Source organism: Microbulbifer maximicatervae (SeqCode) (assembly GCF_052467225.1).
The window spans coordinates 3,807,488-3,833,819 of record NZ_CP174303.1 but is presented as its reverse complement, the minus strand read 5'-3'; the positions used below and the strand labels follow the sequence as shown (position 1 = coordinate 3,833,819).

Annotated in this window: 16 protein-coding genes, 2 tRNA genes and 1 pseudogene; 12 read left to right on the top strand and 7 right to left on the bottom strand. The window is 43.3% G+C overall.

The annotated features are described in order from the left end of the window. Positions 1-181: 181 nt before the first annotated feature. Together ACJJIZ_RS16525 and ACJJIZ_RS16520 are read right to left on the bottom strand one after the other, a co-directional pair. Positions 182-2,713: a glycosyltransferase gene (locus ACJJIZ_RS16525; RefSeq protein WP_444914159.1), complete on the bottom strand. Its 2,532-nt coding sequence runs from the start codon at positions 2,711-2,713 to the stop codon at positions 182-184. Between the two features lie 1,016 nt (positions 2,714-3,729). Further along, the gene (locus ACJJIZ_RS16520) at positions 3,730-3,915 is read right to left on the bottom strand and encodes a hypothetical protein (RefSeq protein ID WP_444914158.1); all 186 of its coding nucleotides are present in this window, start codon (positions 3,913-3,915) and stop codon (positions 3,730-3,732) included. A 954-nt stretch (positions 3,916-4,869) separates the two neighbouring features. Between ACJJIZ_RS16520 and ACJJIZ_RS16515 the strand changes: the two genes are divergently transcribed. After that, a complete protein-coding gene (locus ACJJIZ_RS16515; RefSeq protein ID WP_444914157.1) occupies positions 4,870-6,210 on the top strand; it encodes an ATP-grasp fold amidoligase family protein in 1,341 nt (446 codons plus the stop codon). Positions 6,211-7,646: 1,436 nt separating this feature from the next. Here ACJJIZ_RS16515 and ACJJIZ_RS16510 read toward each other — a convergent pair. Further along, positions 7,647-7,925 (bottom strand): hypothetical protein, encoded by a 279-nt coding sequence (locus tag ACJJIZ_RS16510; RefSeq protein WP_444914156.1) that lies wholly within the window; start codon positions 7,923-7,925, stop codon positions 7,647-7,649. A gap of 786 nt (positions 7,926-8,711) precedes the next feature. On the opposite strand from ACJJIZ_RS16510, the gene ACJJIZ_RS16505 reads away from it, so the two are divergent. After that, entirely contained in the window at positions 8,712-9,542 is an 831-nt protein-coding gene (locus tag ACJJIZ_RS16505) for a glycerophosphodiester phosphodiesterase family protein (protein ID WP_444914155.1), read from the top strand. Positions 9,543-9,882: 340 nt separating this feature from the next. Here ACJJIZ_RS16505 and ACJJIZ_RS16495 read toward each other — a convergent pair whose 3' ends face one another. The 3 genes and pseudogenes from ACJJIZ_RS16495 to ACJJIZ_RS21980 all read right to left on the bottom strand — a co-directional run. After that, the gene (locus ACJJIZ_RS16495; protein WP_444914154.1) at positions 9,883-10,917 is read right to left on the bottom strand and encodes an IS481 family transposase; all 1,035 of its coding nucleotides are present in this window, start codon (positions 10,915-10,917) and stop codon (positions 9,883-9,885) included. A gap of 147 nt (positions 10,918-11,064) precedes the next feature. Next, positions 11,065-12,203 (bottom strand): IS3 family transposase gene (locus ACJJIZ_RS16490; protein WP_444905442.1). Its coding sequence is split into 2 segments (ribosomal slippage): positions 11,065-11,954 and positions 11,954-12,203, totalling 1,140 coding nucleotides; the frame shifts between segments, so codons are not numbered across the junction. Positions 12,204-12,672: 469 nt separating this feature from the next. Further along, positions 12,673-12,780, bottom strand: a pseudogene (locus ACJJIZ_RS21980) (hypothetical protein); the annotation flags it as partial. A gap of 836 nt (positions 12,781-13,616) precedes the next feature. On the opposite strand from ACJJIZ_RS21980, the gene ACJJIZ_RS16485 reads away from it, so the two are divergent. Next, positions 13,617-14,012 carry a universal stress protein gene (locus ACJJIZ_RS16485; protein ID WP_413662467.1) on the top strand — a complete coding sequence of 132 codons (396 nt, stop codon included), beginning with the start codon at positions 13,617-13,619 and terminating at the stop codon, positions 14,010-14,012. Positions 14,013-14,126: 114 nt separating this feature from the next. Here ACJJIZ_RS16485 and nhaA read toward each other — a convergent pair whose 3' ends face one another. Then, a complete protein-coding gene (gene nhaA, locus ACJJIZ_RS16480; protein WP_444914153.1) occupies positions 14,127-15,557 on the bottom strand; it encodes a Na+/H+ antiporter NhaA in 1,431 nt (476 codons plus the stop codon). A 1,013-nt stretch (positions 15,558-16,570) separates the two neighbouring features. Here nhaA and cysC point away from each other — a divergent pair. From cysC to ACJJIZ_RS16435, 9 genes are all read left to right on the top strand, one after another. Then, the gene (cysC, locus tag ACJJIZ_RS16475) at positions 16,571-17,200 is read left to right on the top strand and encodes an adenylyl-sulfate kinase (RefSeq protein ID WP_444914152.1); all 630 of its coding nucleotides are present in this window, start codon (positions 16,571-16,573) and stop codon (positions 17,198-17,200) included. A 195-nt stretch (positions 17,201-17,395) separates the two neighbouring features. Continuing rightward, on the top strand, positions 17,396-19,762 hold the full coding sequence (locus ACJJIZ_RS16470; protein WP_444914151.1) for a DUF6351 family protein: 2,367 nt from the start codon (positions 17,396-17,398) through the stop codon (positions 19,760-19,762). Positions 19,763-19,862: 100 nt separating this feature from the next. Beyond that, positions 19,863-19,938: transfer RNA gene (locus tag ACJJIZ_RS16465), tRNA-Val, on the top strand. A gap of 27 nt (positions 19,939-19,965) precedes the next feature. After that, positions 19,966-20,042, top strand: a tRNA-Asp gene (locus tag ACJJIZ_RS16460). A 326-nt stretch (positions 20,043-20,368) separates the two neighbouring features. After that, complete coding sequence (locus ACJJIZ_RS16455; RefSeq protein ID WP_444914150.1) at positions 20,369-21,340, top strand: 1-aminocyclopropane-1-carboxylate deaminase/D-cysteine desulfhydrase; 972 nt, start codon at positions 20,369-20,371, stop codon at positions 21,338-21,340. 315 nt (positions 21,341-21,655) lie between these two features. Further along, on the top strand, positions 21,656-22,393 hold the full coding sequence (locus ACJJIZ_RS16450; RefSeq protein WP_444914149.1) for a sulfotransferase family protein: 738 nt from the start codon (positions 21,656-21,658) through the stop codon (positions 22,391-22,393). Positions 22,394-22,744: 351 nt separating this feature from the next. Next, positions 22,745-23,620, top strand: coding sequence for an NAD(+) kinase (locus ACJJIZ_RS16445; RefSeq protein ID WP_444914148.1), 876 nt, complete (start codon positions 22,745-22,747; stop codon positions 23,618-23,620). Between the two features lie 109 nt (positions 23,621-23,729). Beyond that, positions 23,730-24,704: a glycosyltransferase family A protein gene (locus ACJJIZ_RS16440; RefSeq protein WP_444914147.1), complete on the top strand. Its 975-nt coding sequence runs from the start codon at positions 23,730-23,732 to the stop codon at positions 24,702-24,704. Positions 24,705-24,715: 11 nt separating this feature from the next. After that, positions 24,716-26,029 (top strand): glycosyltransferase family 2 protein, encoded by a 1,314-nt coding sequence (locus ACJJIZ_RS16435; RefSeq protein WP_444914146.1) that lies wholly within the window; start codon positions 24,716-24,718, stop codon positions 26,027-26,029. Positions 26,030-26,332 lie beyond the last annotated feature (303 nt).

The window sequence follows — 26,332 nt, the reverse complement described above, 5'->3', positions numbered from 1 at the left end:
TTTACAAACAGATAGAGGACAAAGAGCATTCCAGCAAGATAGCCTTTGATCCATGCCTCTTCATTGCAGACGATGCTACTCAATTACTGTGAGCTGGTTGTATCGCCCATAACCTCCCCTCACAACAAATGTGAGAGGAAAGGCCATCAAAAATAAATGTGCGAATATTCCCTATAGCAGTTTATTCAGCTGCTTCTGTGCGAGAAAAATAACTCAATAACTTTCTTTTCACAAAAGAATTTTCTTTACTTTTTTGTAGTTCATGTTCAAGCTCCTTGATTTTTAAGCCACGCTCCGCTTTCTCTTTGTAAGTTATTTGAAGTTTTGCACTTATTTCAGATTTCTCTTCATATGTCTTTTGAAGTTTTGCACTTATTTCAGATTTCTCTTCATATGTCTTTTGAAGTTTTGCATTTATTTCTGATTTCTCTTTGTAAGCTTGCTGAAGTTTTGCATTTATTTCTGACTTTTCTTTATGAGCAATATTGCTTTTATTTGTCTCTCTATACATGGCTTGAGTGTGAAAGAGTGAGATTTGCTCAATTAAGTTTTTATTGAAGGGTGTGGATTTACTTGTAGGAGTTACGCCATTATGTAGGTTGCTAAATAGCGTCTCCCATTTAGATAGCAAGTTAAGCTTCTCGTATTTTGCAAAGCTATTTTTCAATAAAGTACTATTTTGGGTCCAGCGTTCCTCGTCACTTAGCAGGTTGCAAATTTTTTCGGCAGCTCTCTTTGAATCAAATTGTGGGACACTCTCCCACCCCTCTAGTATTTTGTAATATTCGAGCCATGGAAGGTCGTACATTACAGTGGGCAGTCCAAGGCTGGCACTCTCAAATAAGGTCAACCCAAAACCTTCATAAACAGAGGTCATCAAGAAGACAGATGAGCTTGAATAGTACATGCCAACGTCTTTGTTATAGCCAGCTATGTTAATATTTCTGTCTAGGCCTTTTTGAGATATTGCCCTTCTCAGGTCGTTTATAATTTTTTCATCACCATCCCCAACAATATTACAAATTGCATCGGGATGAACCTTTACGACGTGCTCCATTATTGATACGATTTCTAAAGGCTTTTTTTCATCCGAAATTCGAGATAACCAAAGAATTCTTTTTCTATCCGAAACAAATTTGGCGCATGTATCGTTAAGTTTTTGAATTGGATTAAGGATGAGATAGGTATTCTTATTAAAATTCGACCAAATGATTTCATCATATTCGGTTAGTGTGATTACACCATCTGAAATATAATAGGAGTTAAGTATTTCGCTGAGTTTGTTGCTTACCCTGTAAATCATAGCGAAAAAATTATGTGTATGGTTGATGTAAGCTGGTCGCTTTGGGTGAGACTTGATGGTTAAGGTGTCCCAAAGGTTTGCAGAGCTCAACCAAGCGGAGTTAAGTACAATATCCACATTGTATTTATCAATAATACTCACCCAAGCTTTAGCGCGCTTGGTATAGTTTTCTTTTTTGGGGATTAAGTTTACGTCAGGAATGACTTCTCTGTTCACTCGCGGGGAGATATAGAATTCATCATTGGTTTGCGGCTGGTCGGTGACTAGCACCACATTATACTTGTAATTTTGGTTGATTTTGGCTTCCGCAAATAGATTGCACAAATGAGCAACCACTCTTTGGGCTCCTCCTCCCCGAACGGAATGATAGTAAAGTGCAATGGTCTCTATTTTTCTTGGTATATGCTCAAGTTCAGCAAAGTTTTTAAAGTATGAGGATATTTCGCTTCTATTAAACCACCTGTTTTTCGCTAAAGCTGCTATTATAAAGTCATATCCTCTTGCCCAAGCTGCATTCATCTCGCGAAGGCCGGAATGTTTTTCATCTTGCGATAAATTAGTAAACCATCTTTCGACTTGCTCATTAATAAGGTTGCTCTCAATTTTATTGAGAATAGAATTGTATGCCTCGATAATGTCACTGTCTTCAGAACCAATACTTTCCCTGATTTTGTTTAACACTAATACCGATTGGCAGTGCAGTTTGAAGTTTTCTAGGCTCATAGTTGGTTGACCTGTCATTCCAAGGCCAAACCGATAATGATATAACTTATCATCAATTCCAGAGTAGCTATTCGCGTATTTTAAAATAAAGAAAAATGCGTATAGATCATTTGCTTTGGGGAAATAACCATCTGAAATCTCTGAAAAGGCCTTACGGCAAATGGCTCCATTATAAATCTTATTCCACAGGTTGATGCTGAACTTCTTTTGTAAAAAACATTCCTGCATCAAGTTGCTTGAAATAGTTTCTTCGATAAATGGCCGCACCATTCTCTGATTGGAGTCTATTCTAGATTGCGGTAAGTTGCCGCAATTTTCAATAAAAGTCCCAAATTGCAGAATATCAGTATCATTTTCCGTTATTGAGTTGTAAGCAATTTCACATGCCGTTGGTTCAATATAATCATCTGCATCTACAAACATGATATATTCGCCTGAAGATGAGAGGACGCCATCTTTTCTACATTGAGAAGCAGAAAGATTTTTATCGTGCTTAATAGCTGTGATGATATCTGGATACTTTCTTACATATTCATCCAGAATTTCAACGCTATCATCTTCGGATTTGTCATCAATGCATATAATTTCGATGTCTGATATTGTCTGATTAAGTATGCTATCGAGGCAGTCTTGGAGATGTTCTGAGTTATTGTAGATAGGAATAACTATTGAAACTTTTTTAGGCACTATTCTCTCGCTATGTACGTACACTATATTTTTTATAAACTTAGCCGGCGTCTCAAAGATTAAGGAGCATCGGCGACCCTTCCCAGTTCATTTGTGACTATAGAGTTCGCCCGAGTGTTGGGCTGTATCTTTATGTCTCTAGAGTCAGTTTGAGGCCTCTATTTTCGCCCATTCTATGGTCTCAAAGCAACTTAGGGCCAAATAACAAATGCGTATGCCGAGGCGACCACATGCTTCAGGGGCTGAGGTGGCTTACGCGGGATTACTCAGGAGATTGTTTGGCGCATTGAGATGTTTGTTGTGGACTTTACAGCAAACCCTGTCAAGAGATCTATGTCATTAGCAGGCGAGATAGGAATTCTGCGTTATATTTGAGAGTAAATAGTGTTACGTGTACTTAAATGGTGTTAATAGGTTGGCAGAGCACTTACTGTGAAGATGTGGTGGCTTAACTATTCGGCAATGGGGAATCTATCGCTGCAAGGAGTATAGTCTCTGGGCTCAGAAGGTTGCTGCCAAGCTCTATCCGTCCCTGTCTTTAACTGGCGAGCTTTTACATCTCTGAGTATCAAAAGCTGGATCCTCGATCAATGTATAGTTGGCAATCATAAGGCACGGTTCCAAGAGGTTGGTTGGGATTGTTTTTACGTGACCATTGATGATCAGCCTGACTAACCTTGAGGTTTGCCTGATGAAACCCACCACTCGACCTTTAGTTTTTGGCTTTAGGTGCCGTTCTTGCTTGTTAGTTGGGGGCTGTGGTGAGGCGGTTGATGCAAACATTGGCTCCGGTTGTATTGGAAAACCGTTCCGAAAGTTCTTTCGTTTACAGGAAATTAAGTACGACCGTACCCCAACTTGTGCCCGGAAAACCAATGGGGGCGCTGAGTGCTTGCCCAAGCCTATCACGGGGATTGGACTAGCTTATTTCCTCAAAGCTACCAAACACCAAAAATGGTTTTCCCTTGGTGGCTATACATCTGCAATACTGAATGTACTCAAATAATCGTCGGCAATCAGACTTCAAACCAATCCTTAAATGGGACAATCTGATCAGACTTCACATCTAGCATGGTTGCTCTTAATAGAAGCAGGGAGCTAATCAACTTATTAAATTTCCTTGAAGCAAGCTGGGAGGTAACCCCTTCTAGGTCGGTAGTGACCATCTGACCAGTGGAGGTGAGGCTATTGATTGCCTTCATGATATTAACCAGGGGGTAGGGCGAAGCACGATAAGTGAAGAGTCTGAACGAGCAGGGGGTCGCTCCAGATAAGATCCTGAGGGTGGTACCATGGAGAGTCTAGCGCTGGGTTGTCTTTTGCTAAAGTTCTGGGGAGGTGATGAGACTTTAGCCACTTCCAACGGTCGCCTAAAGCCTTTTGTTTATGATGTGGAACCTTGCCAGTAGTTTGGAGGAAATTTGAATATTCTCCAGGTTTGAGGAAGTGGCAAATATTCCTAATGAATTTGGTTGGTTAAGCGATCTGCCCCAACACACTTGGGCGGGCATTGAGTTTTGGAAGGGTTGTTTCAATGGTATTTAGGTGCGGGTTGCAGAGTTAGATTGTGAAGTTCATATGTCTTGGGAGCCCTATCTGCTCTCTGGCTTTAATGTGTCGATAAACTGTCGAGGCTTACTATGGTTTCCGGTTTCCGGTTTCCGGTTTCCGGTTTCCGGTTTCCGGTTTCCGGTTTCCGGTTTCCGGTTTCAGTGCTGGGGTTATATTTCAAAGGTGGGTTTGATCAATGCTCAAGGAATATAACCCGGGGCAGGATAAGGTTCTTATGGATGAGCTTGGATGTTAAGGTTTATATGCTTCGCGTACCGAGCGGAGCTGTTCCGTAGGCCCGTTTACTGGGCAATTATGTATGTTGATTTTGATTGTTTTAGGAGATAGCGTGGATACCAAGCGGCACAAGCACACAGAAGACTCTAGGGCTTGACCAGGAACGATCTTGAAACAGTCTTCTAAATAGCTATGACGCATGTCAATACAATCAGGGGTTTTGGCGTGTTGATTAGTAAGATACGGGCTCGAGGGGAGTTTAGTGTCGATAGCAAGTTGACATTGTCTTGCAATTGGTAATTTGAGGATGCTTCGCTCAGAACATCTGATAGTTGTTACTTCATTGTAGAATAGTGGTCGATGAGCAAATGAACAATATAAACCCACCAATTCATGGCTATTATAATGATAGCCCGTTTTTAAACTTTATACATAAGAATTTCTACGGAAACTGGACACATACAGATATCCCTCTTTACGCGGCTAAAGTGAAAAGTGCAGGGTTTGTGTCAGAGGCAGGTTTTCGTGTACCCAAAAGGTTGGCAACCTTCGATTCTATCGAAGATTTACGTGATGCTGAAGATAGCCTTCCAGAAAGTTTTGTTCTGAAGTATAGCGATGCTCACTCGGGTATTGGAATAGATATCCTAAAGTCTGTTAAGCAGGGGGATTCCAAGTGTCGTATGTACAGGGATATTTTAAAGAAGAAAAATTTTAGCTGGAATGAAATTTGTAAAAATCAAAAAGCTATTTCAGAAAAGGTAAATAAAGATAGTTCTGTATGGTATATAGAAGAAAAGATTGAAAGTGGAAGTGTCGATATTGACATACCTCTGGATTACAAATTTTACTGCTTTAACGGACAGGTGGGTGCTATTGTTCAAATAGATAGAAATGTAAGTCCACCTAGGGTTGTTATATATGATGGAAATTTTTTCCCCTATAACTACCAAGTAGATTATTGGATCAATGACTCCTTCTGGAAGCCAGGAAAACCTCTGATACCCTACAGGGCTAGTGAACTGATTGAATGTGCAGAAAAATTATCCAAAATTCCAAAAACTCCGTTTGTAAGTGTAGATCTTTATGATGGCATAGAAGGCCCTGTTTTTGGAGAGTTTACATTTTCTCCAGGTGCTTTACAGATGAAGCTGGCAGTTTTTTCTGGAGAAATACTTAATAAGTTTGACAGAATATTTGATGGCGAAGTGTTATCGAAGAATATTAACAATTTGGGGGTTTTGAATGTTAAAAAATTAAGGGATATGCAGTGTGATTTGGGTTCTTTGAGGGTTGATGATTACAGGTCTTTAGCAACTGCATACTATTTGGGAGATAACAGGGCAGCTCTACTTTTATCTAAGTTGCTTAAGGATGCAAATAATAGTGTGTTGAATTATGTGTCGCTAATTTGGAGTTTTCTTGCATCTCAAGGTGGTAACGGAGAGGTTTTCGAGCGAGTGGCACGTCAAATTTCCAAGAGCCCTGTATTTGAAAATGATGCGGTTCAACACTATTTGGGCAAAGCAGAGGAATTCTACAAGCCTTATTTGGGGAAACATAATTGGTACACCTTGCGTTTGGGGCGTCTACTCAAGAAGAAGGGTGACGATAAGCAGAGAGTTATCGGTGAAGCTCTTGTTAAGGCGCTTGCCGAGCTCGAATATGCCCCCGCCGTTAGAGATTTGGCAAAAAAAATAGTTGATTAATGTCAGTGAGCTATGAGTGCATAATTTTTTTGAAAGCCTCTATAAGTATCGGAATAACATGGGGTTTGGAACCATCCAGGCTTTCGTAGGTGAAGTCTGCGTAAAATGAGTTCTATTTCTGAAGGGGGATTATCTCAAGTTATTGCTGGCAAAAGATCTTTTGAGGGAGATACTTACTCAAAAGTGAGAAAACTATCTGAGGGCGAGGGTATAACTTTGTCTGTTGTCGAAGTGAAAGGTTATATTTTCAATTAATGTTAATTTTGGATCCCCGGGTAAGCGCAAATAATTCGAGCGAAAATCCGGGGTGATTGCAATTCGATACAGATACCTCTACATGGGCGCTGACTCTGGATAGCTTGCGTAGTGCTATTTCCATCGCGACACTCTCTGATGAACCACTTGTGGTTTCTAAGCTTGTCTTCAAAGTGCGGATACTGCAGGAAAAGTCACATTGAGGGTATTTTGTTTTTCATTCTGCAGAAAATAATAGGTCAATTATTTGAAGTTTGTACTAGTGTGAGGGTGCATCCTATCCTGAGCTATTAATTTTCAGTAGATAGTGAAGTGAGTTTGGGGTTTTAGTGGTGACGCTGTTGATAATTACTGTTCAGGTAGTGGGTTTAAAATTTACGAAGTAGGGCTTAGTGCTGGTAAAGTTTAACTTGTTTAGGTGGAAATTAGCCGTTCCAACTTACTATTTGGCATTTTAAATCTTAAGAACCTTTAATTTTATTGGTGTTATCATGCGCAGACCGAAATTCAGAGCAGCTAATAATTTCAGTTGTATCTAATTGGCTCGAAAATATTACTGGTATAGCGGCCCCAGATGAGACTGATGTCGATAAGCATGAAAGAGTTAAAAATAGTAACTCAGGTGTTCACGTTGCTAGAGATTATAATGGCTGGCGTTGGTGGTTATGTTGTGTGGTGTAACGCTAAAAAATAAATGAAGGATTGGAGGTGGTGTGAAAATTCAGTGTGCGGTAAAAGAAATGATGGAGAATGCTTGCTGAGATATATTTTCAGATTTTGAAATCTAAAGATGTTGCTGGGAGGTTTGCCCTTTCTGTATAGGCTTCTAAATATCATAGGCATTGCCTTTTTTACAGCCGCTGTACCACTAAAATACGCCTATGATGAGCGTGCAGTTTTAGTACGAATACCTAAATTACTGGTTACTCAGGAACCTATAGCGTCCCAGCTACCTCTTTTGATTGTGCGATGAGCTCTATGTGTGGATTAAAGCTTTCTAAACCCTGATTGTAAAAATCTCATCCGTATTGAGGAATAGCAATGTTAGCAATATTAATACTGATTGGGGCTTGATAGCAGGTAACAGGTTTGAATAGCCATCTGCAGTTTCTGATTTACGATATTGCTAATGAAAGCAGCGAGCCCGCTTTAAGCGAGCTCAAAAACTGCCTGTATATTATTCAATTTATCTCGATTACTGCCTTAATCATAGATTCTGCAGATTGCTTTGGGCAACCACCGGCTTTACTCTCAATCACCTTTTTATCGACAATATGGAAAACTCTCGCTTTGTCGGTTTTCTTATCAAATATCTGTGCCCAATGGATAAATGGGTCAATTTGGGCAATCTGTTCTATCTCTGTGTAGGCGTCCTCCTTATCGTGAAATGATCGCTTAAAGTCCTTTATTCCTCCCATAAGTAGGTTATAAGTGCCGGTGAACAATGCGTATCTTTCCATGGGATTCTCCACATTTATCAATCTAAGTTTCGAGTCTGTAGCCCTGGATAGCCACTGTCGGCTGGGTACGCCAAGGCGCAGTTGGCTAGTTGCTTGGTTAAAGGTATGTCTTATCTTTTAATAAAGCTTACATGCTAACGATCTTCTCAAATTTAACCATTTGGTTTATGTACAGAAGCTTAATCAGGATTTGCTTTCGCAATTTGAGGGGGAACTTTTGTCGTGATCTACATCATATCTGTATAAGGATAATAGCCTCAATTGTGTTGCATATTATATTGTTCGATATATTTCTATTTTTCTCATCTGTGTAGGTGGGGGGAGACTTTTTAAGCCTTTTTTATGGTCCTTAACCTTCTTGAGTTGACCCAAATATTTCATGGGTCGCTTTAAAATTGGAATTTATTAGATCAGAAGGCTGATGGGTGTATCCTTGATTTATAGAGGAAAGCTTGTCTAGTTAATGAATTAGGTGGCGATATTTTTCGAATTTGTGTGTTGGTACTAAATACTTGAATACATGATCTTGCCTAAGATAAATGGGTGCATTTAAGGTGGGATGCCAATCAGGCTTAATTGCTTTAGTGGTGGCTCTGTGGGTATACGTGGGCGAAATGGGCCTTGAAGACTTTCTGCATCCCTTAAGTGGTGTAAGTGGGTTGAATGAGTAAGCAGGTGCTTTGCAAGTGAGTGTAATAGCAAACCTAACTGTAGTATCTCTTTTTTGATTGGCCTTTCGCAGACTCTTAGCAATAGCTTTTATCTTAAAATATAGGAAACTTCTAAATGAACAGCGTACTCAAGGTCGTTACTTGTCTAGTTTTATCGATGGCGATTTACAAAGAGGTTTGGGCCATTGACATACTTGCTCACAGGGGAGCATCTGGTGAGTATCCTCAGAGTACCGCCTTGGCATTTGATATGGCATTAGAGCAGGGAGCAGATATTCTAGAGTTGGATATACATTTGTCGAAAGATCGGTTCATCATTATTAATCACGATGCAGACCTTGAAAAAAATGCAGGTGTCTCAGACAAAATCGAAGATTTGACTTTGGCGCAAATAAAAACATTGGATGCAGGGTATGAATTTACTTTAGATAATGGTGATAGTTACCCCTTCCGAGACCAGGGGCACACTCTCTTAACATTAAATGAGCTATTTGAGCGCTACCCCAATGCTATATTTAATATTGAAATTAAACCAAATGATAGAGTCCTCTCAGAAATACTATGGCAAGTAGTTGTTGACTATAGAATGGAGCAGCAAGTTACTGTGGCCAGCCAGCACAGTAAAGCCATGGGACATTTTCGTGATATCAGTGGAGGAGAGGTTAGAACAAGCGCAACAATCGGTGAACTTATAGAGGCCAGTCTAGCCTGGAGCTCGGGCTTTGGATGGGCTTTCAAGCCGGACTTTGAAGTTGCCCAACTGCCATACAGTATTACCACTAAGCCCTATGTTCGCTTTTTTCAGAGTAAAGGCGTGGCCGTCGATCTCTGGACAGTTAACGATATAGATGACATTGAGCGCAGTATATCCCTTGGTGTAGATGGGATTATTGGCGATTTCCCTGGGCGAGTTTATCAACTACTTGAGAGTGCTGGAGAGCGGTAATTTTTCTAGATGCGGGTCAGAATTGCCCAGTAAAAAAATGTTCTTATTAAAGAATAGTGAAGTTAGTGATAACTTAATAATTTCAACCTTAAAAAGTCAGTGCTTCATTGGATTTTTAAGGCCCTCGGAGAAGGTAATATCGGTTGTTATGGGCAAAAATAGTATACTATTTGTTGTGGTCAACTCCAGCCGGACACTTCTTTAAGTACATTCCTCAAATTCGATAGGGGCTAGATCTCCCAGTGTTGTATGTATTCTGCGTGAGTTGTAATAAGCTGTAGTAGTTCAGACTTGATCTGACAGTTACCGGTTTCTCAGGAGATGCTCTGTCAGGTCAAATTCAGTTTACGAGCTTTTCCTTCCAGATGCTTTTTCCATCTTCAAGAGTTGCTAACGGTGTTCGACCGCAACACTTCTTACCCTGATGAGTTCTCTCATTATTGTAATATGTGAGCCACTCGTCCAGATCCGTTTGTAACTCTTCTATTGATCCATAGATCTTGCGGCGTAATGAGGGTTGGTAGAACTCTTGTAAAATGGTCTTATGGAAGCGCTCACAGATTCCATTAGTTTGTGGATGTCTGGCTTTTGTCTTAGTGTGTTCTATTTCGTTCACACTTAGATATAACTGGTAGTCGTGCTGTTCCAATTTGCCACAATACTCCGTACCGCGATCAGTTAGGATACGCAGCACTGGTAGATCATGTAAGGCATAAAACGGTAGTACACGGTCATTCAGGAGGTCCGCCGCAGTGATTGGCGTTTTGGTGGTGTACAGCTTGCAATGAGCCACCTTTGCATAGGTATCGACATAGGTTTGTTGGTAAACACGTCCGACGCCCTTAAAGGTTCCTACATAGAAGGTGTCCTGAGAACCTAGATAGCCGGGGTGTTGAGTATCAATTTCCCCGCAGGCTTCATCATCATGTCGCTTTCTTTCCAAGGCCTGAACCTGCGACTCCGTGAGGATTAGCCCCTCCTTAGCCACCTTGGCTTCAAGTGCTTTTAATCGTAACTTGAAGTTAGCCAGGTCGTTCCGTAACCAGATACTCCGAACACCACTAGGGGACACGAATACGCCACGTTTACGTAGCTCATTGGAGACTCGAACCTGTCCATGGGCAGGCTCTTGGAGGGCATAAGTCAACACGGCCTCTTCAATTGCTGTGTCAACACGGTTCTTGTGGTTAGGCACCCGTCGACTCTTTTCAAGAAGGGCGTCCACACCGCCACTTGAAGCAGCTTCCTTGTACCGATAGAAAGTGTCTCTCGATACACCAAGCATCTTGCAAGCTTTTGAGATGTTGCCAAGCTCTTCTGCAAGATTGAGCAATCCGGTCTTGTGTTTGATGATACGATCATTAGTATGGATCATGGGGTTTATCCTTGGTTTTGTTTTTAGGTTTAGGCACCTTCATCAAAACCGGTAAACCCCTCTTTTTCAAGAGGATGTGTCAGATTTGGTCTGAACTAATACAGATGATGTAGCCAGTGTTGTGGTCAACTCCAGCCGGACACTTCTTTAAGCACATTCCTCAAATTCGATAGGGGCTAGATCTCCCAGTGTTGTATGTATTCTGCGTGAGTTGTAATAAGCAATATAGGCTCTTACATCTGCTACCGCATCCTCCCTTGTCGGATAGAGGTTTCCCGTTAACCACTCCCGCTTCAGGCTGCTGAAGAAACGTTCAGTCGGTGCGTTGTCCCAACAATTTCCCTTACGGCTCATTGAACACACCATCCCCTGCTGACTCAATAACATTTGGTAGGTATGGCTGGCATACTGACTGCCACGATCAGAGTGATGCAGGAGACCTTTTGGGGGCGTACGCAAATTGACAGCCATCATCAACGCACGAGTTACCAGGGCCGTTTCCATCTTGCGATCTAGATGCCAACCAACAATCCGGCGCGAATAGAGATCAATCACTACCGCCAAGTACAGCCAGCCCTGCGAAGTCCAAATATATGTAATATCAGTCGTCCAAACTTGATTTTTAGCACTCGGTGAGAACTCCCTATTCAGAAGGTTCTCTGCGACAGGCAGGTGATGTTTACTGTCTGTCGTCAGTGTAAATCGCTTCTTGCGCTTTACTGCCAAGCCTAGCTTTTTCATGAGCTTGCGGACTCGATAGCGCCCGACTTCAAAGCCTTCTTTACGTAACAGCTTCATTAACCGACGACTTCCGAGACTCTGTCTAGATTCTGCAAATAGGGCCTTCAAACGATGGCATAGTTGCCATGTTTGAGCATCTATTGAGCTATTACCACGGCAACACCAATCGTAATAACTAGTCTTACTTACCTGCATTACCCGGCAGAGCACCCTAACAGGAAAGCTGCCTTGCTGTTTTTCAATAAAGCTGTACTTTATTTCATTTCTTTCGCAAAGAAGGCGCTGGCCTTTTTTAGGATTTCTTTCTCCATCCGCAACTGCTTATTTTCACGTCGTAATCGCTCTAATTCTGCGCGCTCGCCTACATCCAACCTCACACCGTCTTCTTCCTGCTTCTGTTCCTTTATCCAGCGTCGCAGGTTATTGGCTGTTGTTCCTACAGCCTCTGCTGCTTTAGAAATTGAATACCCTTGCTCAGAGACTAGCGCTACGGCGTCTTTCTTAAATTCCGGCTTGAAATGCCGACGTGTACCTTTTGTTGTCATACTTCACCTCGCTTGGTAGTTTTACCATCTTAGCGAAGTGTCCGGAAGGATTAGACCACTACAATTTTAACTTTTAGGGTAAGTTATGGATTCAGTAGTGAGTAATCTACTTTTGTCCGGAGGGCTATAGTTTTCCCTGCATTGATAAGCTTTTAGGTGTCAGGGCAGTTCGGGTTAAGCAGGCTCTCCTTGGTGTGTGAATCAACGGCAAAGGGCTTGCGTTTGGCTTGGAGGTAGAAATCTACATACTTCATTGAGCCTCCCGAAACTTCAGATTCAAGAATTAGTGAGGGTTGGGAAGGGCCTAGCTGCAATCTATTCAGGCATACAAAAAAGTGCTGTTGGGGATGTGTGCTCTGATACCCACAGGCCTCCACTTTCTAATACTTACATTGCTAGTCGATAATTCGACCATGGGTTTGCTGTATGCAATGCGTAGGTGAGCCTGCAATTGTTCCACCTTTAGAAGCTAGCGTTCCCTACATGCTGCTGTGTCAATTCCGAGAGTTAGCCCACTGACAACGACATTTTTTCTAGGAGTAATATGGTTGACCATTTTTTGAGCTATTTTCATTCCTTTTTTTGTCGTATCTCAGGATCCAATTATTGCAATGCTAGGCTACTTAAGTAAGCTAATATTGCCGCGTGCATATACAGTCGAGGGGGAATTGGGTGTGTCTTCTAGTCCATAGGGGTATTTGCAACTACTACTTTGAATCTTTACTACTACCATTGTGCAAGTCAAAAGAGCCCCTTACTTTCTAGTAAATCTCATTAACGCGTAGACAGCTAACAAAAAGTCATAGCCGCTACACATGAGGCTTTCATATCAGATTTCTTTCGGCCTTTGGGTGGCACCGCTCTTTGTAATACAAATCTTGTAGGGAAAATAATTGGCTTAAAAAATTAAGATTTATTTAGGGGGCAGGGCTGCGAATGTAATGTCATAGTTATCTTAAGCTATATAGTCAGCTCTAGGGGTGAGATAGACTTGTGCCAAAATAGAAGAGGACTAAGGCTGTAAATGAGACGTTAATAGGTATACATCTTTCTGAAATTAAGTGTTCTTTTATTGATATCATCTGCGTGGATAAAGATGCTCGCCGTAAAAATTGTTTGCTTGGGCAAAGATGCGCTCTATCCCCTTTGTTGCTTATATCTTCTCGATCTTTAATTTTTTAAAGCTCGCAGGAGGTTTAGTCAAGAAAATGATAACTCCTGACCTCCTATGGCTGTTTGAGAGTTGTGGCGCAATCGGGTTTTAGTTCGTTCGGATTGAATAGATAATATGTGGCATTAAGTTGACTTTTTAATTTTCCCTCTTTGTGCTTCGAACTCTTTTCATTTAAGCTGTGGAGGAATCGGTGCTCGATAAGTTCAGTTGTTATTAGTCAAATATACTGGAGGGGGAATATGTACAATACTATCCTTTGCGCTATAGAAGCGTCTCAAGAAGGGAGGTATGTGTTGTCTAAAGCGGTAGAATTATCTAAGAAATTTGATAGCAAGCTAGTAGTTTTAAATGTACTGCCTTATAGCTTCCTGCCCAAGGATTATCAAAAAGAGCTGAAAGAGAGTGCAATTCCGAAGTTTGAGGAGATTACGGAAGACTTTGGGGTTAGCAAGAGAAATCGGGCCCTTAAAGTGGGAAAGCCTTATGAGGTTATCTGTAAGGAAGCTGAAAAAAGGAAGGTGGATCTGATAGTTCTGGGAACTCACTCCAAGAAAGGTTTGAGCTCCCTGATTGGTTCTACCGCTAATAGCATAGTGAACTATGCACATTGTGATGTAACTTTGGTTCGAATCTAAGTTATAGGGACATAGTCGACTCAAAGTTTGCCTTCTATTCGTTCATTATTCGTGATGACGCTTTTTGTAGGCCGGGCAACTGGAGTTTGCCCGGCCTACTTTGATTGTTGCTGTTTAATTGGAAGTAGCTTGGGCTGGGTAATCTGGCTCCTCGCCCTTGACTTCATTGTCTTCTGAGGCAGGAGCGTTACGCAGCACCAAAAAGCCAGCTGTCCCAGCGATAACCGATGCTAACAGAATGCCGGCCTTCGCCTGAATAAGCAGTTCATTTTGTGAGCTAAATGCTAGTTCGGCAATAAAAATGGACATGGTGAACCCAATACCTGCGAGCAATGCTACACCGACAATATGTTGGAAATTCGCCGCTTTGGGTAATTGGCCCCAGCCTAGCTTCCAACCTACCCAAGTGGCCCCTACAATCCCAAGCAACTTACCGACCACCAAGCCAAAGATTACTCCGAGAGTGACCGGGTTGAGTACCGCTTCGGAGCTGCTGAAGCTGTCGACCGGAATTCCCGCGTTAGCTAGTGCAAAGATAGGTATCACTACAAACCCGACCGGAATATGCAGGCGAGTCTCCATGCGTTGTAGCGGAGATTGGGCTAAGTTCACGCCATTACCCAAGCCCATTACGCGAGCTCGTAAATCGTCGTTAGCGATAATCTTGTCACCTGGGCGGAAGCAGCGGTCAAAGCTGCGAATGATATCTTTTACGAAGGTGCTAAATGCTACAGGATCGTATTTTGGCTTGGCAGGTAATGCCATAGCGGTAATGACACCAGCGAGAGTAGCGTGGACACCGGCTGAGTGAAGTCCGTACCACAATAGACCTCCAACAAAGACATAGGCTGCGGATCGGCGAATACCCGCAGCATTGAGTAGCCCGAGCACTACAACCAGGCCACCTGATGCGATGAGCGCTGTCATGTTTACTTGCTCTGTGTACCAGATGGCAATAACGAGAATTGCCCCTAAGTCATCTACGATCGCCAGTGCGACCAAAAAGGTCACTACTGCTCGTGGTACACGGTTGCCTAGTAGTGCAATACAGCCTACCGCAAAGGCAATGTCTGTTGCCATCGGGATACCCCAGCCTGGACCGCCTTCGGTACCTAAATTAAGGGAGCTGTATAGTAGGGCTGGCACTACCATGCCGCCGATAGCGGCCATCACAGGTAGTACTGCCTGACGGAGATCTGAGAGTTCTCCCACAAGAAACTCTCGTTTTAATTCCAAGCCGACTAGAAAGAAAAAGATGGCCATTAGGCCGTCATTGATCCAGTGATGTAGGGAAAGGGAAAATGTCCAGTCTCCTGCACCTACCGCAATAGGCATATGAAGTAGATGCTTGTAAGCCTCTTGTAGAGGAGAGTTAGCAACAATCAGAGCGATAAGCGCAGAGAGCATTAGCAATATACCACTGCTGCTTTGGCGATGAATAAATTCTTCAAAAGGAGTAACCAGGCGACCAAATGCCTCTTCTAGCGGGGCTTCAAAAATTTTTCCTTTGCGAATTTTAAATCTATTTAAAACCCCTTTACTCATCGTTGAGCATCCTCCTTTACTGGCTATAGACCCTAAGAAATATAGGGCTGTTTTTTCTCGATTCAGGCCCACAGATTACCATGGAACTTGTATTTTTAACTAGATTAAAGCGCGTCACTCGGTAGCCGGCCACAAATATGATGAATGAGAAAACCTGCGCAGTTGTCGGGGGTTTATTCGCGTCGTGTGAAAAATTTGAGGGTGTCGATGACTTGAAATTAAATGATGCTTTTTATCGGCAGGTGACAAGTTTAATCTCATACAATTTTATTGTATTCGGGTTGTAAGGAATAATAGTTTTTTGTGTTAACTGTAATAACCAATTGTCTATGGATTTGAATGGTCTACTTTAGTTTGCCTAGCTGGTCCAAAAGGGTAGTGATGCTCCTAAGTTTCTTTGCTTGAGGTTAAGGAGGGTAGCATTGCAAAGGAGTCTCCTTGCCAAGTTTTCCTACCTGTTTTTGGCTCCTCAACTAATGATGATTCAACGGCATATTGTTCATTGGAGCGAGTAAAAGGAGCTTACATCTCCGGTGAGAATTTATAGGTTTACAAAATATGTAGATGGGTATTGGTTGCGAGCGTTTGTGACTAGTGATACTTCTTACTCCATTCTTTATCTCACTCAATAGCTAATAGAAGTACCTAGTTATAGATGGATTAGTGTAACAATCTGGTGTCCCACTCAGCCTTCGCGTAACGAAGGGATGGTAGTGGCAGAATGGTTTAAATGATACTGCCTGCAGTAGTACCACTGGAGCAGATTCCAAGCAAAAAAGTCCTGGCTATAGGGTTATTTTGCCCATTCGGCCCCACTATTAGAACAATGCCACTTTGCTGCTTATGCACTCAAGACTTTGAGTTGAATTGACACGTTATAACAGAGGGCTTTACGCTTACCGCCCAAATACTCGATAATTAGCGCCCATATCACAGGCAGGTATTGGCACAGAGTGCAGTGAAATGCTTGATACCTGTGACACTAGGATTGTATTCAAGACTTGGAGTAATCAGTGACAGCTACAGTTGAGCAAAAAGCGACCAATGTCCATTGGCATGAGGGTGATGTGACCCGAGAAAACCGGGCGAGTCTCCTTGGCCACAAAGGCGTGACTCTTTGGTTCACCGGCCTTTCGGGCTCTGGTAAGAGTACTGTGGCTGTTGCTGTAGAGAAGGCTCTCGCTGCTCGTGGCGTGCTCAGCTACCGTCTAGATGGCGATAACATTCGTTTGGGTATCAATTCAAACCTCGGTTTCTCTGCAGAGGACCGCCAGGAAAATATCCGACGTGTAGGCGAAATTTCCAAGTTGTTTGCGGATACTGGCGTGGTTGTCTTATCCAGTTTTATCAGTCCGTACCGTGAAGATCGCGATTTAGTAAGAAAGATGCATGAAGCAGGTGATCTTCCGTATATGGAAGTGTTCGTAGACTGCCCGCTAAAAGAGGCTGAGGCACGCGACCCCAAAGGCTTGTATAAGAAAGCTCGCGCAGGTGAGATCAAAGGTTTTACTGGTATTGATGATCCCTATGAGGCACCTGTTTCACCAGAATTGCACCTGAATACTGCTGAAATGACTCTTGAAGAGGAAGTAGAAGTGATTCTCTCCACTCTTCAGGAAAAAGGCATTATCGCTAAAGACTAGGCGGTACTGCTTTCGAAAGGGGGATCACTAGATCCCCTTTTTTTGTTTTTGTCCCAAAGATATTTGCGCTTCTGCGCACCGCTCTACAAGTCCTGCCTCTCTTTAAGTCTTCCTTGGCGCCAACTGTCAGTAGCCTGGGACATCCGTTCATATACTCAAGCTGTACAGAAAGTGATGTTTCCTGTGGAGGCGCTTATGTCCGTTAGGAGAGGCTGGATACTCTCTATTTTGCTCTTGGTGCTAGTGGGCCTGGGGGCAGCAGCTTGGTATGGGTATAGCCAGCTGCCAAAAGTCCACGGGAGCGTAGATGCTCCGGTGTTGAAGGTTCCTGAAGGGGTGTTGGACTATCAACCTGCGCCAGCTTATTCCGGCCCTCACCCCCGTATGATGTCCCGCCCGCCTGAATATTTCCCATTTCCTATTGGCTTGGGAGAAGTAGGGCCTGTAGAGACTCTATTCAGTGGCCCAGCCAGGTACCCTCTTTATTGCGGGAAAAACAATATTACAAATAAGCAGCCCCTGGTAGACAATCAGGATGGGGAAGGGGTGCCTATCTTTGCTCTAAATGATAAGGGCAGGAAGACAAATGAGGTTATTGGGTATAGCCGGGATTGCAGTCACGCTACAGAGGTTACCTATTTTTACCGTAGCACCACTGATGGCCAGTTTCACTATATGCATGAGGCCAGAAATGATATCGATAAGGTGACGGTAAACGGGAAGCAGGTAGATTTTATTGTTCGCGTAGAGACAGGCACAATCAACCGTCACTTTTATGCAATAGCAGTATTAAGGGGAGAGGGTGAGTCTGCAGGTAGGCCAAGTGGTAGTAACTGGAATAAGCGGCTGATCTATCAGTTTCGTGGTGGCGTAGGCATTGGAGGGCGCCAGGGAAAAATCAACAAAGGAGATATCACCACGCGCAGAATGGATGAGCTTGCGCGCGGTTATGCGATTGTCTATTCGACCGCCAATCAGACTAGAAACCACTACAACATGTGGCTGGCAGAAGACACTGCTCGTAGGGTGAAAAAGCAATTTGTATCGTTATATGGGGAGCCAATGTACACCGTTGGCATTGGGGGGTCAGGTGGAGCGATCCAGCAGTATCTATTTGCGCAGAATGCACCGGGCCTCTTAGATGCCGCTATCCCCTTGTATTCCTACCCAGATATGGTGTCCCAAACAATCTATGCCTTCGACTGTGAGCCACTGGAGTACTTCTTTGACATTGTGGATAGGCAGAATCAACGCTGGAAAAAAGCAGAGGAGCGCACGGTTATCCAGGGGTTAGCTGCCAGTGAGAATGGTTCAAGTAAATTTGGAGTGTTGAGCTTTTTTGCTGGGATTTTTGATAGTCGCTACCGAGATAGGATGCAGGGAACCACTGAATGCGTCGAAGGGTGGCGAGGCTTAGTACCGTTGGTTAATAACCCTAACTTTGTTCACTTTGCTAAGAGTTTCGCTGCTGAGGTTGTCCCAAAAGTGCATTGGACGCACTGGGAGGACCTTCGCGAGTTTTATGGTGCAAACGCATCAGGGTACGCAAATAGTTCTTGGGACAATGAGGGGGTGCAGTACGGTCTGAAAGCCCTGGTGAACGGCGAAATCAATATAGATACATTTTTACGTGTCAATGCTGCTGTAGGTGGCTGGAAAGCGCCAGAAGACCAGAGCCAAGAGCAGTTGTGGTTTATGAATGGGAATATGTTTCCGGTTCGCTTGTCCCTTTGGAGCGAGCAAAACCTCAATATGGGAACACTCCAAAAGCCGGCGAAGCGCAGCCGCGCAAGTCTGGAGGCTATTAATGGAATATATCGTTCCGGGCACGTATTCCTGGGGGATGTAGAGATCCCCATTATTGATTTGCGGCACTACCTCGATAAAGAGCCTGATATGCACCACAGCTCTGCCTCTTTTTCTGCACGCGAGCGTATTCGGCGTGCCCGTGGACATGCGGAGAATCAACTGATTTGGATGAGTGACAAAGGTTACAACCCGCTGCATGAGGCGCTGGATTTAGTTGACCGTTGGATGCAGAGCATCATAGAAAACCCAGGTAAAGGTGTAGTGGAAAACCGCCCGGATGACGCCAATGACCGGTGCTTTGACAAGGAAGGAAATTTGCTGGCGTCTGGAGACAAGGTCTGGAATGGGCCTTGGAATAGCCAGGCTCCCGGGAAGTGTATGAGGGTATACCCGATTCATAGTACGTCAAGGCAAGTGGCGGGGGCGCCGGTGACTGATGATGTCTTTAAGTGCGCACTGCAGCCGGTTGAGCGGGCGCTGGCGAAGGGGATCTACGGTCCATTCACCGAGGAAATTTCCAGTCGTGTGGCAGATCTAAAGAGAATATTTCCTACCGGTGTTTGTAATTACAACGAGCAAGACTTGGCCCGCCCAAAAGAGCAGCTGATACCGAGGGGGATACCTGTGAAGATAGCTGGGCATCTGCTAGACCCAGACTATCGGCAGGGTAAGGTCTTGCAGGGAGCAAGTACTGAAGAGGCTGAAATGAGGGGAGTTCCTGTCTCTTTACCAGACGAATCGGATGGAAATTAATCGGACGTGATTATTTGGCGTGAAAATTGTTGACAGGAATCTACAGTCGGGTAATATGCGCCTCGCTCAAGGGGGCACGGCCCCTATAGCAAAGAGCACCGGGTGGTTAGCTCAGTTGGGAGAGCGACGGCCTTACAAGCCGTAGGTCACAGGTTCGACCCCTGTACCACCCACCAACTTCCATAGAGGAAGTTTACTACCGAGGACCGGTAGTTCAGTTGGTTAGAATGCCGGCCTGTCACGCCGGAGGTCGCGGGTTCGAGTCCCGTCCGGTCCGCCAGATACAAAAAAGCCCTCACATGTGAGGGCTTTTTTGTATCTGTATCTAGGGTAGTGATCGATCTTTCTGCTCCCTCTTCTCTCTATATGAATGCCTATAAACCCAAGCTGCCGATGCTTGCCTGTAGAATTGGTGTGCGGCTCCAGCTTCTCTCTTTGGTCCCATCTGCGTTAGTAAAAAACCTGCAGGGCTCTAACCACCTGTGGGGTGGCCTGTAATATTTAACTTGAAGTTTTTGCATGATCTAATTTACATGTCAGAAGATTATTGGTCGCTAATTTGGGTGGTGGTTGCTAGGTTTGATGCTATCTAGGTATTTGTTTGAATTGAGTGAAGAGGCTTTCAGATTCGCCGCTTTAAGGGTGCCGTATGAGAGGGTCAATAGCGCCTTATTCCCCGGTATTGAGGTTTGGGTGCGTCGAGATGACACTCTAGACCCGTTAATCTCCGGCAATAAGGCCTACAAGCTCCTATACAACCTTCTGGAGGCTAAGGCTCAAGGGTTGGATACCGTAATAACCTGCGGAGGCGCTTGGTCCAACCATATTCATGCGACAGCCGCAGCAGGGGTTCGCTTTGGGTTTAAAACGGTTGGAATTGTGCGAGGGTGGCGACCCAAAGAGTTAAGTGCAGCGTTACAGGACGCCGAGCGCCTTGGAATGCAGTTGGTATTTGTGAAGAAGTCCCTATACCACCGCAGGTGGGAGGAGGGCTTTCTAAAGGAGGTTGTCGGGGAGAATTATAAGTCAGCATTGTTTATACCGGAGGGTGGCTCGAGCTGGGCGGGCGTTAAGGGTGCTGAGTTGCTCGGTGGGGTTATTAAAGAGAGTGCCCCAGTCAATTTTGATCAGGTTTGGGTCGCCTGCGGGACGGGGGCTACTTTCGCCGGCCTTGTGGGTGGGCTGCATGATATACCTGTGATTGGGGTTGAGGTGTTGAGTGCCGGCGATAGTATAGCGAACAGTGTTGACAGATGGCTGGCGATGTCAGGTGAATCCATTTCAGGGGCTCTATATCGCACCAGTGTTGAAGAGTACCTCAAGGGTGACTTGATTGGTGTTGAAGGGGCAGGATTACTTTCAGGCGGGCATTGCGGGGGGTATGCGAAGTGCCCAAAAGAGCTTTCAAGTTTTTTATACAAGGTTGAGCGGGATACAGGTATTCCCGTCGAGCATGTTTATATCGGAAAGCTATTATATGCTCTTTCTCTAGGTGCAAGGAATGGCCGGATTTTGAAGGGGAGCAAAGTCCTGGTGGTTCACTCTGGAGGGCTGCAGGGAAGGCGAGGTCTTATGTGAGGGGGGGGTAGTTCGACCCTTCTTCTTGAGTATGACATAATGGCAAAATGGTACAACATGTTGTTTTCAATAGATATTTAAGGCGGTGTCTTACTATTTTTTCAATTTCAATGCAAAAATAATTGGAAACGCAAAGCGGGCTAGTTGCCTGCTGTTTTGCGTAGTGGGATTGCTTTATTGGCAATCAAAGGTCAGCACTGTCTCGGCTAATCGGGGGGTGTTTTAACTATTGAATTTGATGGCCATGTAAAGGGTAGAGTTGTAAGAGTTTCGCTAGTCCTTGCGGTCATATTTCTTAAGTATTGAGGTGTCTCCTTGACGTTACCAAATTTGCTTATCGCCGGTTGCCAAAAATCAGGTACTACTTGGCTTCATCACTGCTTGTCAAAATCAGAGCAAATCTTTGGCTCGAAGACGAAGGAGTTGAATTTTTTTAACAAGCCAAATTTTCAACAAAAAATTGATGAGTATGAGCGAAATTTTGAAGGCGCCTCAGAAAATGTCCGGTATTTTATGGAGAGTACTCCCCACTATTTTAGGTTGCCGAATAAGCGGGCTAACATACCTGAAAACATAAAATCCCTCCTGGGGGAGCCTAAAATGATTGTATTGTTTCGCGATCCGGTAGCCAGATACGAGTCGGCGTATATACATCATATGATGCAGGGGCGCTTTGAATACGTAAAGGAAATTAGTGATCTTTCGGATGACTACAGCATGCTGTCACTTGGGAGATATTATGAAATTGCCAAATACTGGCTGGAATATTTTCCAGATATTAAGTTCTATCTATATGATGATCTGGATAATAAAGAGAAGCTTATAGAAAGCGTTATGAATTATTTGGGTCTTGAGAATGATATTCCCAAGAAAGAAATGGGTTTCTATGTAAACGCTAAGAAGAAAAAAATTGTAAAAAAGCGGAAAGAGTCTGGTTGGAGTGATATACCTGAATTAACAAAAAATGCTCGGGAAAAATTGAAAGATTATTACATCGAAGATGTTAAATCTTTATCTGGCTTGATCGGAAGGGATTTGTCTCACTGGTTGTGATGATGGGGAAGGTAGGATATAGCACCATATGGTGCTCATGTTTAGTAATAAGATCACAAAGGTATTTCGTGCTTTCTTTTTAGACTGCGGGATTTGTTGCTTGAATATTACCGGTAACAATGTAGCTGTCGTTGCCCAACCCATGTGAGCGGGCGCAAGATGGCCTTTTGTTTTTTTGGGGAGAAGCATCCCAAAGGGATGGACTCAATTTCAGCGAATACAAAAGTTATGGAAGCTTATTGTATGTAACGATGTTGAGATCAGTAGCTGGATGAAGCTAGAACTGGTTGAATTTGGTCGGTTTTCTTTTTAATTCGTGTCGGGTCGGTAGATTAAAGGAAGAGGGGGGGTATGTCAGAGTTTCAAAATATAGGTCTCATTGGCCGTACAGGAAGTGAGAGTGCGGTTGCCTCTTTGAAGCGTTTAATGGCGTATCTCGACAGAAGCGGTTATTCCGTTGTTTTGGAAGAGAGTACAGCTACTGCAGTCCCAGACCATAATAATAGGGTTTCGTCAAAAGCTAAGCTGGGAGAACTGTGTGACCTGGTCATTGTGGTGGGGGGAGATGGGAGTCTTCTTGCTGCGGCGAGAGCTTTGGCAAAGTTTAGCGTCCCAATTTTAGGTATTAATCGAGGGCGACTGGGATTTCTTACTGACATCACTCCGGATCAGGTTGAGTTAAAAGTGGGTGAAGTTCTTTCTGGGAAGTATATGGCAGAAAGCCGCTTTCTTCTTGACATGTCTGTAACGAGAGATGGGAGATGCGTTGGTAGGGGAGCAGCTTTAAATGATGTAGTTCTGCATCCTGGTGAATTTATTAGAATGATTGAGTTTGATCTTTATATTGATGGGCAGTTTGTATACTCCCAGAGGTCAGATGGGCTGATTATATCTACTCCCACGGGCTCTACTGCTTACGCACTCTCTGGTGGGGGGCCAATAATGCATCCTAAACTCGATGCCATTGTTTTAGTGCCGTTAAATCCCCATACGCTTAGTAGCCGTCCTATTGTTGTGGAGGGTAGTAGTGAATTTAAGCTTGTAGTAAGTGAGCGTAATAGCGCTAAACCTTATGTGACCTGTGATGGACATGATCAAGTGAATACAGAGTTGGGTGATATTATTAGGATTCACAAAAAGCCTCACAGGCTTACACTAATACATCCTATCAATCATAATTTTTATGAGACTTGTCGCTCCAAGTTGGGTTGGTATAAGGATTGCTGAAGGTTTTTTGTGGGAATTAATATTGAGTGAAAAGTAGATCTAATTTAGGGCTTTGACTAATCAAATCAAAAGTTGATTTTAGAGTTGCCTTGATCGCTAAGGAGATAAGATGGCAAGTTGCCAGGTGGGTGTCGTTATCCCTGTATATAACGAAATGGATCGCATTGTTAGCGCTGTATGTTCCATTCACGAAAAAAACGAAGTAAGCGTTAAATTTTATATTGCTGACGATCTCTCCACTGATGATACTATCTTAAAAGTTACTGAGTATCTCCAGGGAAATGACGTGCCGCATCAGATACTCGTAGCTGAAAGTAATCGGGGTGCCGGATACCGGAGAAATCAAGCTTTAAAGTTTGTAGAAGAGCCATATGTACTTTTCTTTGATGCAGATGATTTTGTATATCCCGGAATGTTAGATAAAGCAGTACAAAAAGCAGATGAGACAGGCTGTGAAGTATTGTTGATGGAATATGAATTGGTCCATAACGACGATGATAGAAAAATGGGAATGATCGGAGAGGATCAAAGAATATTTGACCGGATAGATAAGAATTTTTCTGGCTGTGTCTCCATTAATAGTCATGATTTCTTGTTGGGGCTGGTTAATTATCCATGGAATAAATTGATATCTACTCATTATGCGAAAAAAATTGGTCTGAAATTTTCGAATACATTTGTGCATAATGATGTTATGGGGCACTGGATGCTCCTTATGAATGCGGGCAGAATATCATTTTTGTCAGCGCCTTTTTGTGGGCACCGTGTCTCTCCCCAGGCTAACCAGGTGACGAATATTTCTGACTCAAGAAGGTTGGCTATGCTTGATGTTTTTCAAGAGTTGGAGCAGTATTTTTCAGACTCCCCGGAGTTGAAGCAGAAATTTTATCATTTTTTTGTGTCTTTTAAAATCAAATTGTATTCTTGGGGGCGTGATCGTTTGGATAGCGATCTCCGGGAATTTTTTAAAGCTGAGTTTTCGAAGAGTTTTTCTAGTATGGGGCGGCTGGATGTTTTAAGGATCTCTGAGAGAATGCCAGGTGTGGCAAATGAAATTATGCGATTTAAGTTGGGGTTGAAATAAGAGCTAATATTATGGTTTCAGTGATCGTTACGACATATAACATCGAAAAATATATCGACCATTGCTTACAAAGTGTATTGGATCAAACTCTAACAGATATTGAAATAATAGTTGTTGATGATGGTTCAACTGACTCTACTCCAGAATTAATTAGAAGTTATGCTCAAAAAGATGAGAGAATAATTCCCGTTCTGTTGCCTGAGAATACTCCCGGAGGAGTAGCTGTGGCAGCAAATGTAGGGCTACGTAAAGCCACTAAGAAATATGTTGGATTTGTGGATGGCGATGATTGGTGTGAACCCTTCATGTTCGAGCGTCTTGTGGATGCAGCCAGGTCCAATAATGCAGAAGTTACAATTGGAAAGTTTAAGAACTTTGATGAGGAAACCGCCTCGTTTTATGAAGCTAGTGATGAGAGATACTGGCTTTCCGGGCTCCCTATAAATACCGCTGTATCAGGTGATGACGAGCGGAGAAAAATTCTCAAGTTAAACCCTGTTCCTTGGCGGAAGCTGTATCTTCGAAGCTTTCTTGAAGAAAATGATATATTTTTCCCCGAAGGGGATTATTTTTATGAGGACAACCCCTTCCATTGGTACTGTGTGACTGCGGCTAAGAATTTCGCTCTAATTGATGATTGTCTTTGTTATCATCGTATGAATCGTGCTGGGCAAACGATGTCAGCTGGCGATGAAAGGTTGTTAGCAATGTATCAGCATCATGAAACTATATTTAATTGGTTGAAAGAATCTGGAAAATATTCAGAGTTTAGGGAGGATCTGATTCTATGGGTGGCTAACAATAGTTGCTGGATTTATGATTCGATTAAGGGTGATTTAAAGTCAAGGGTGCTTGAATCTCTGGCGACGGCTTTATTGCTTCATGATAAATCTGTTATGACAAAAGTAATAATGTCGGAAAGTATGGGGTTAAAGGGGCGAAGCTTAGTTCGTAGCGCAATGAGTCTTGCAGGGCAAAAAAGGTTGGCAGGGAAAATTAAAGACAGGAAGGGGGTCGTCTCTCGTGCAGTTGCTTTCTTCAGAAGAGAAGGCTTTTTTTCCACCTTTAAGCAAGCAGTTAATTACTGCTATCACCACTCCCCCTTCTTTGTAAAAAAAGCTATTGCACAAAGCCGAAAATTTGTAGGCTCTGACAATTATTCAAATAATCAGATAATGGAGAAATTACAGAAAATTGAGAGTAAAGTTATCTTGCAAGGATACATGCTTGCCTCAAGTGATGATTTTGAGAATGGCGTAAAAAAAGAGCTAGCTGAGATTAGATTGGCTTTAGCTGAAATAAAAAAGAGCAATACTCCTGATTGAGGTTATCTAACGGGTAGGATGAAGTTGGTTTCTGCAGGGCGGGGGAGTTTTTCAGTTAGATTTTGCTGCTTTATTAGATGAAGGGTTAGGAAGCGCTAATGAAAAAAGCTCTCCTACAGCTAGGTGCACATAAAACTGTTAGGGCAAGACTTTAGGAGGGGGGGATGAATCAAAGTCAAAGTTCCTGGCGCCCGAAAGGCATATTTTCGCCCCTCATGGATGTTTGCGGGACTCTATCAAGGTCTGATTTTACTTTTCTTTTGTGTTAGGTAGAGGTTCCAAATTTTTCAAGGTTTTAAGTGT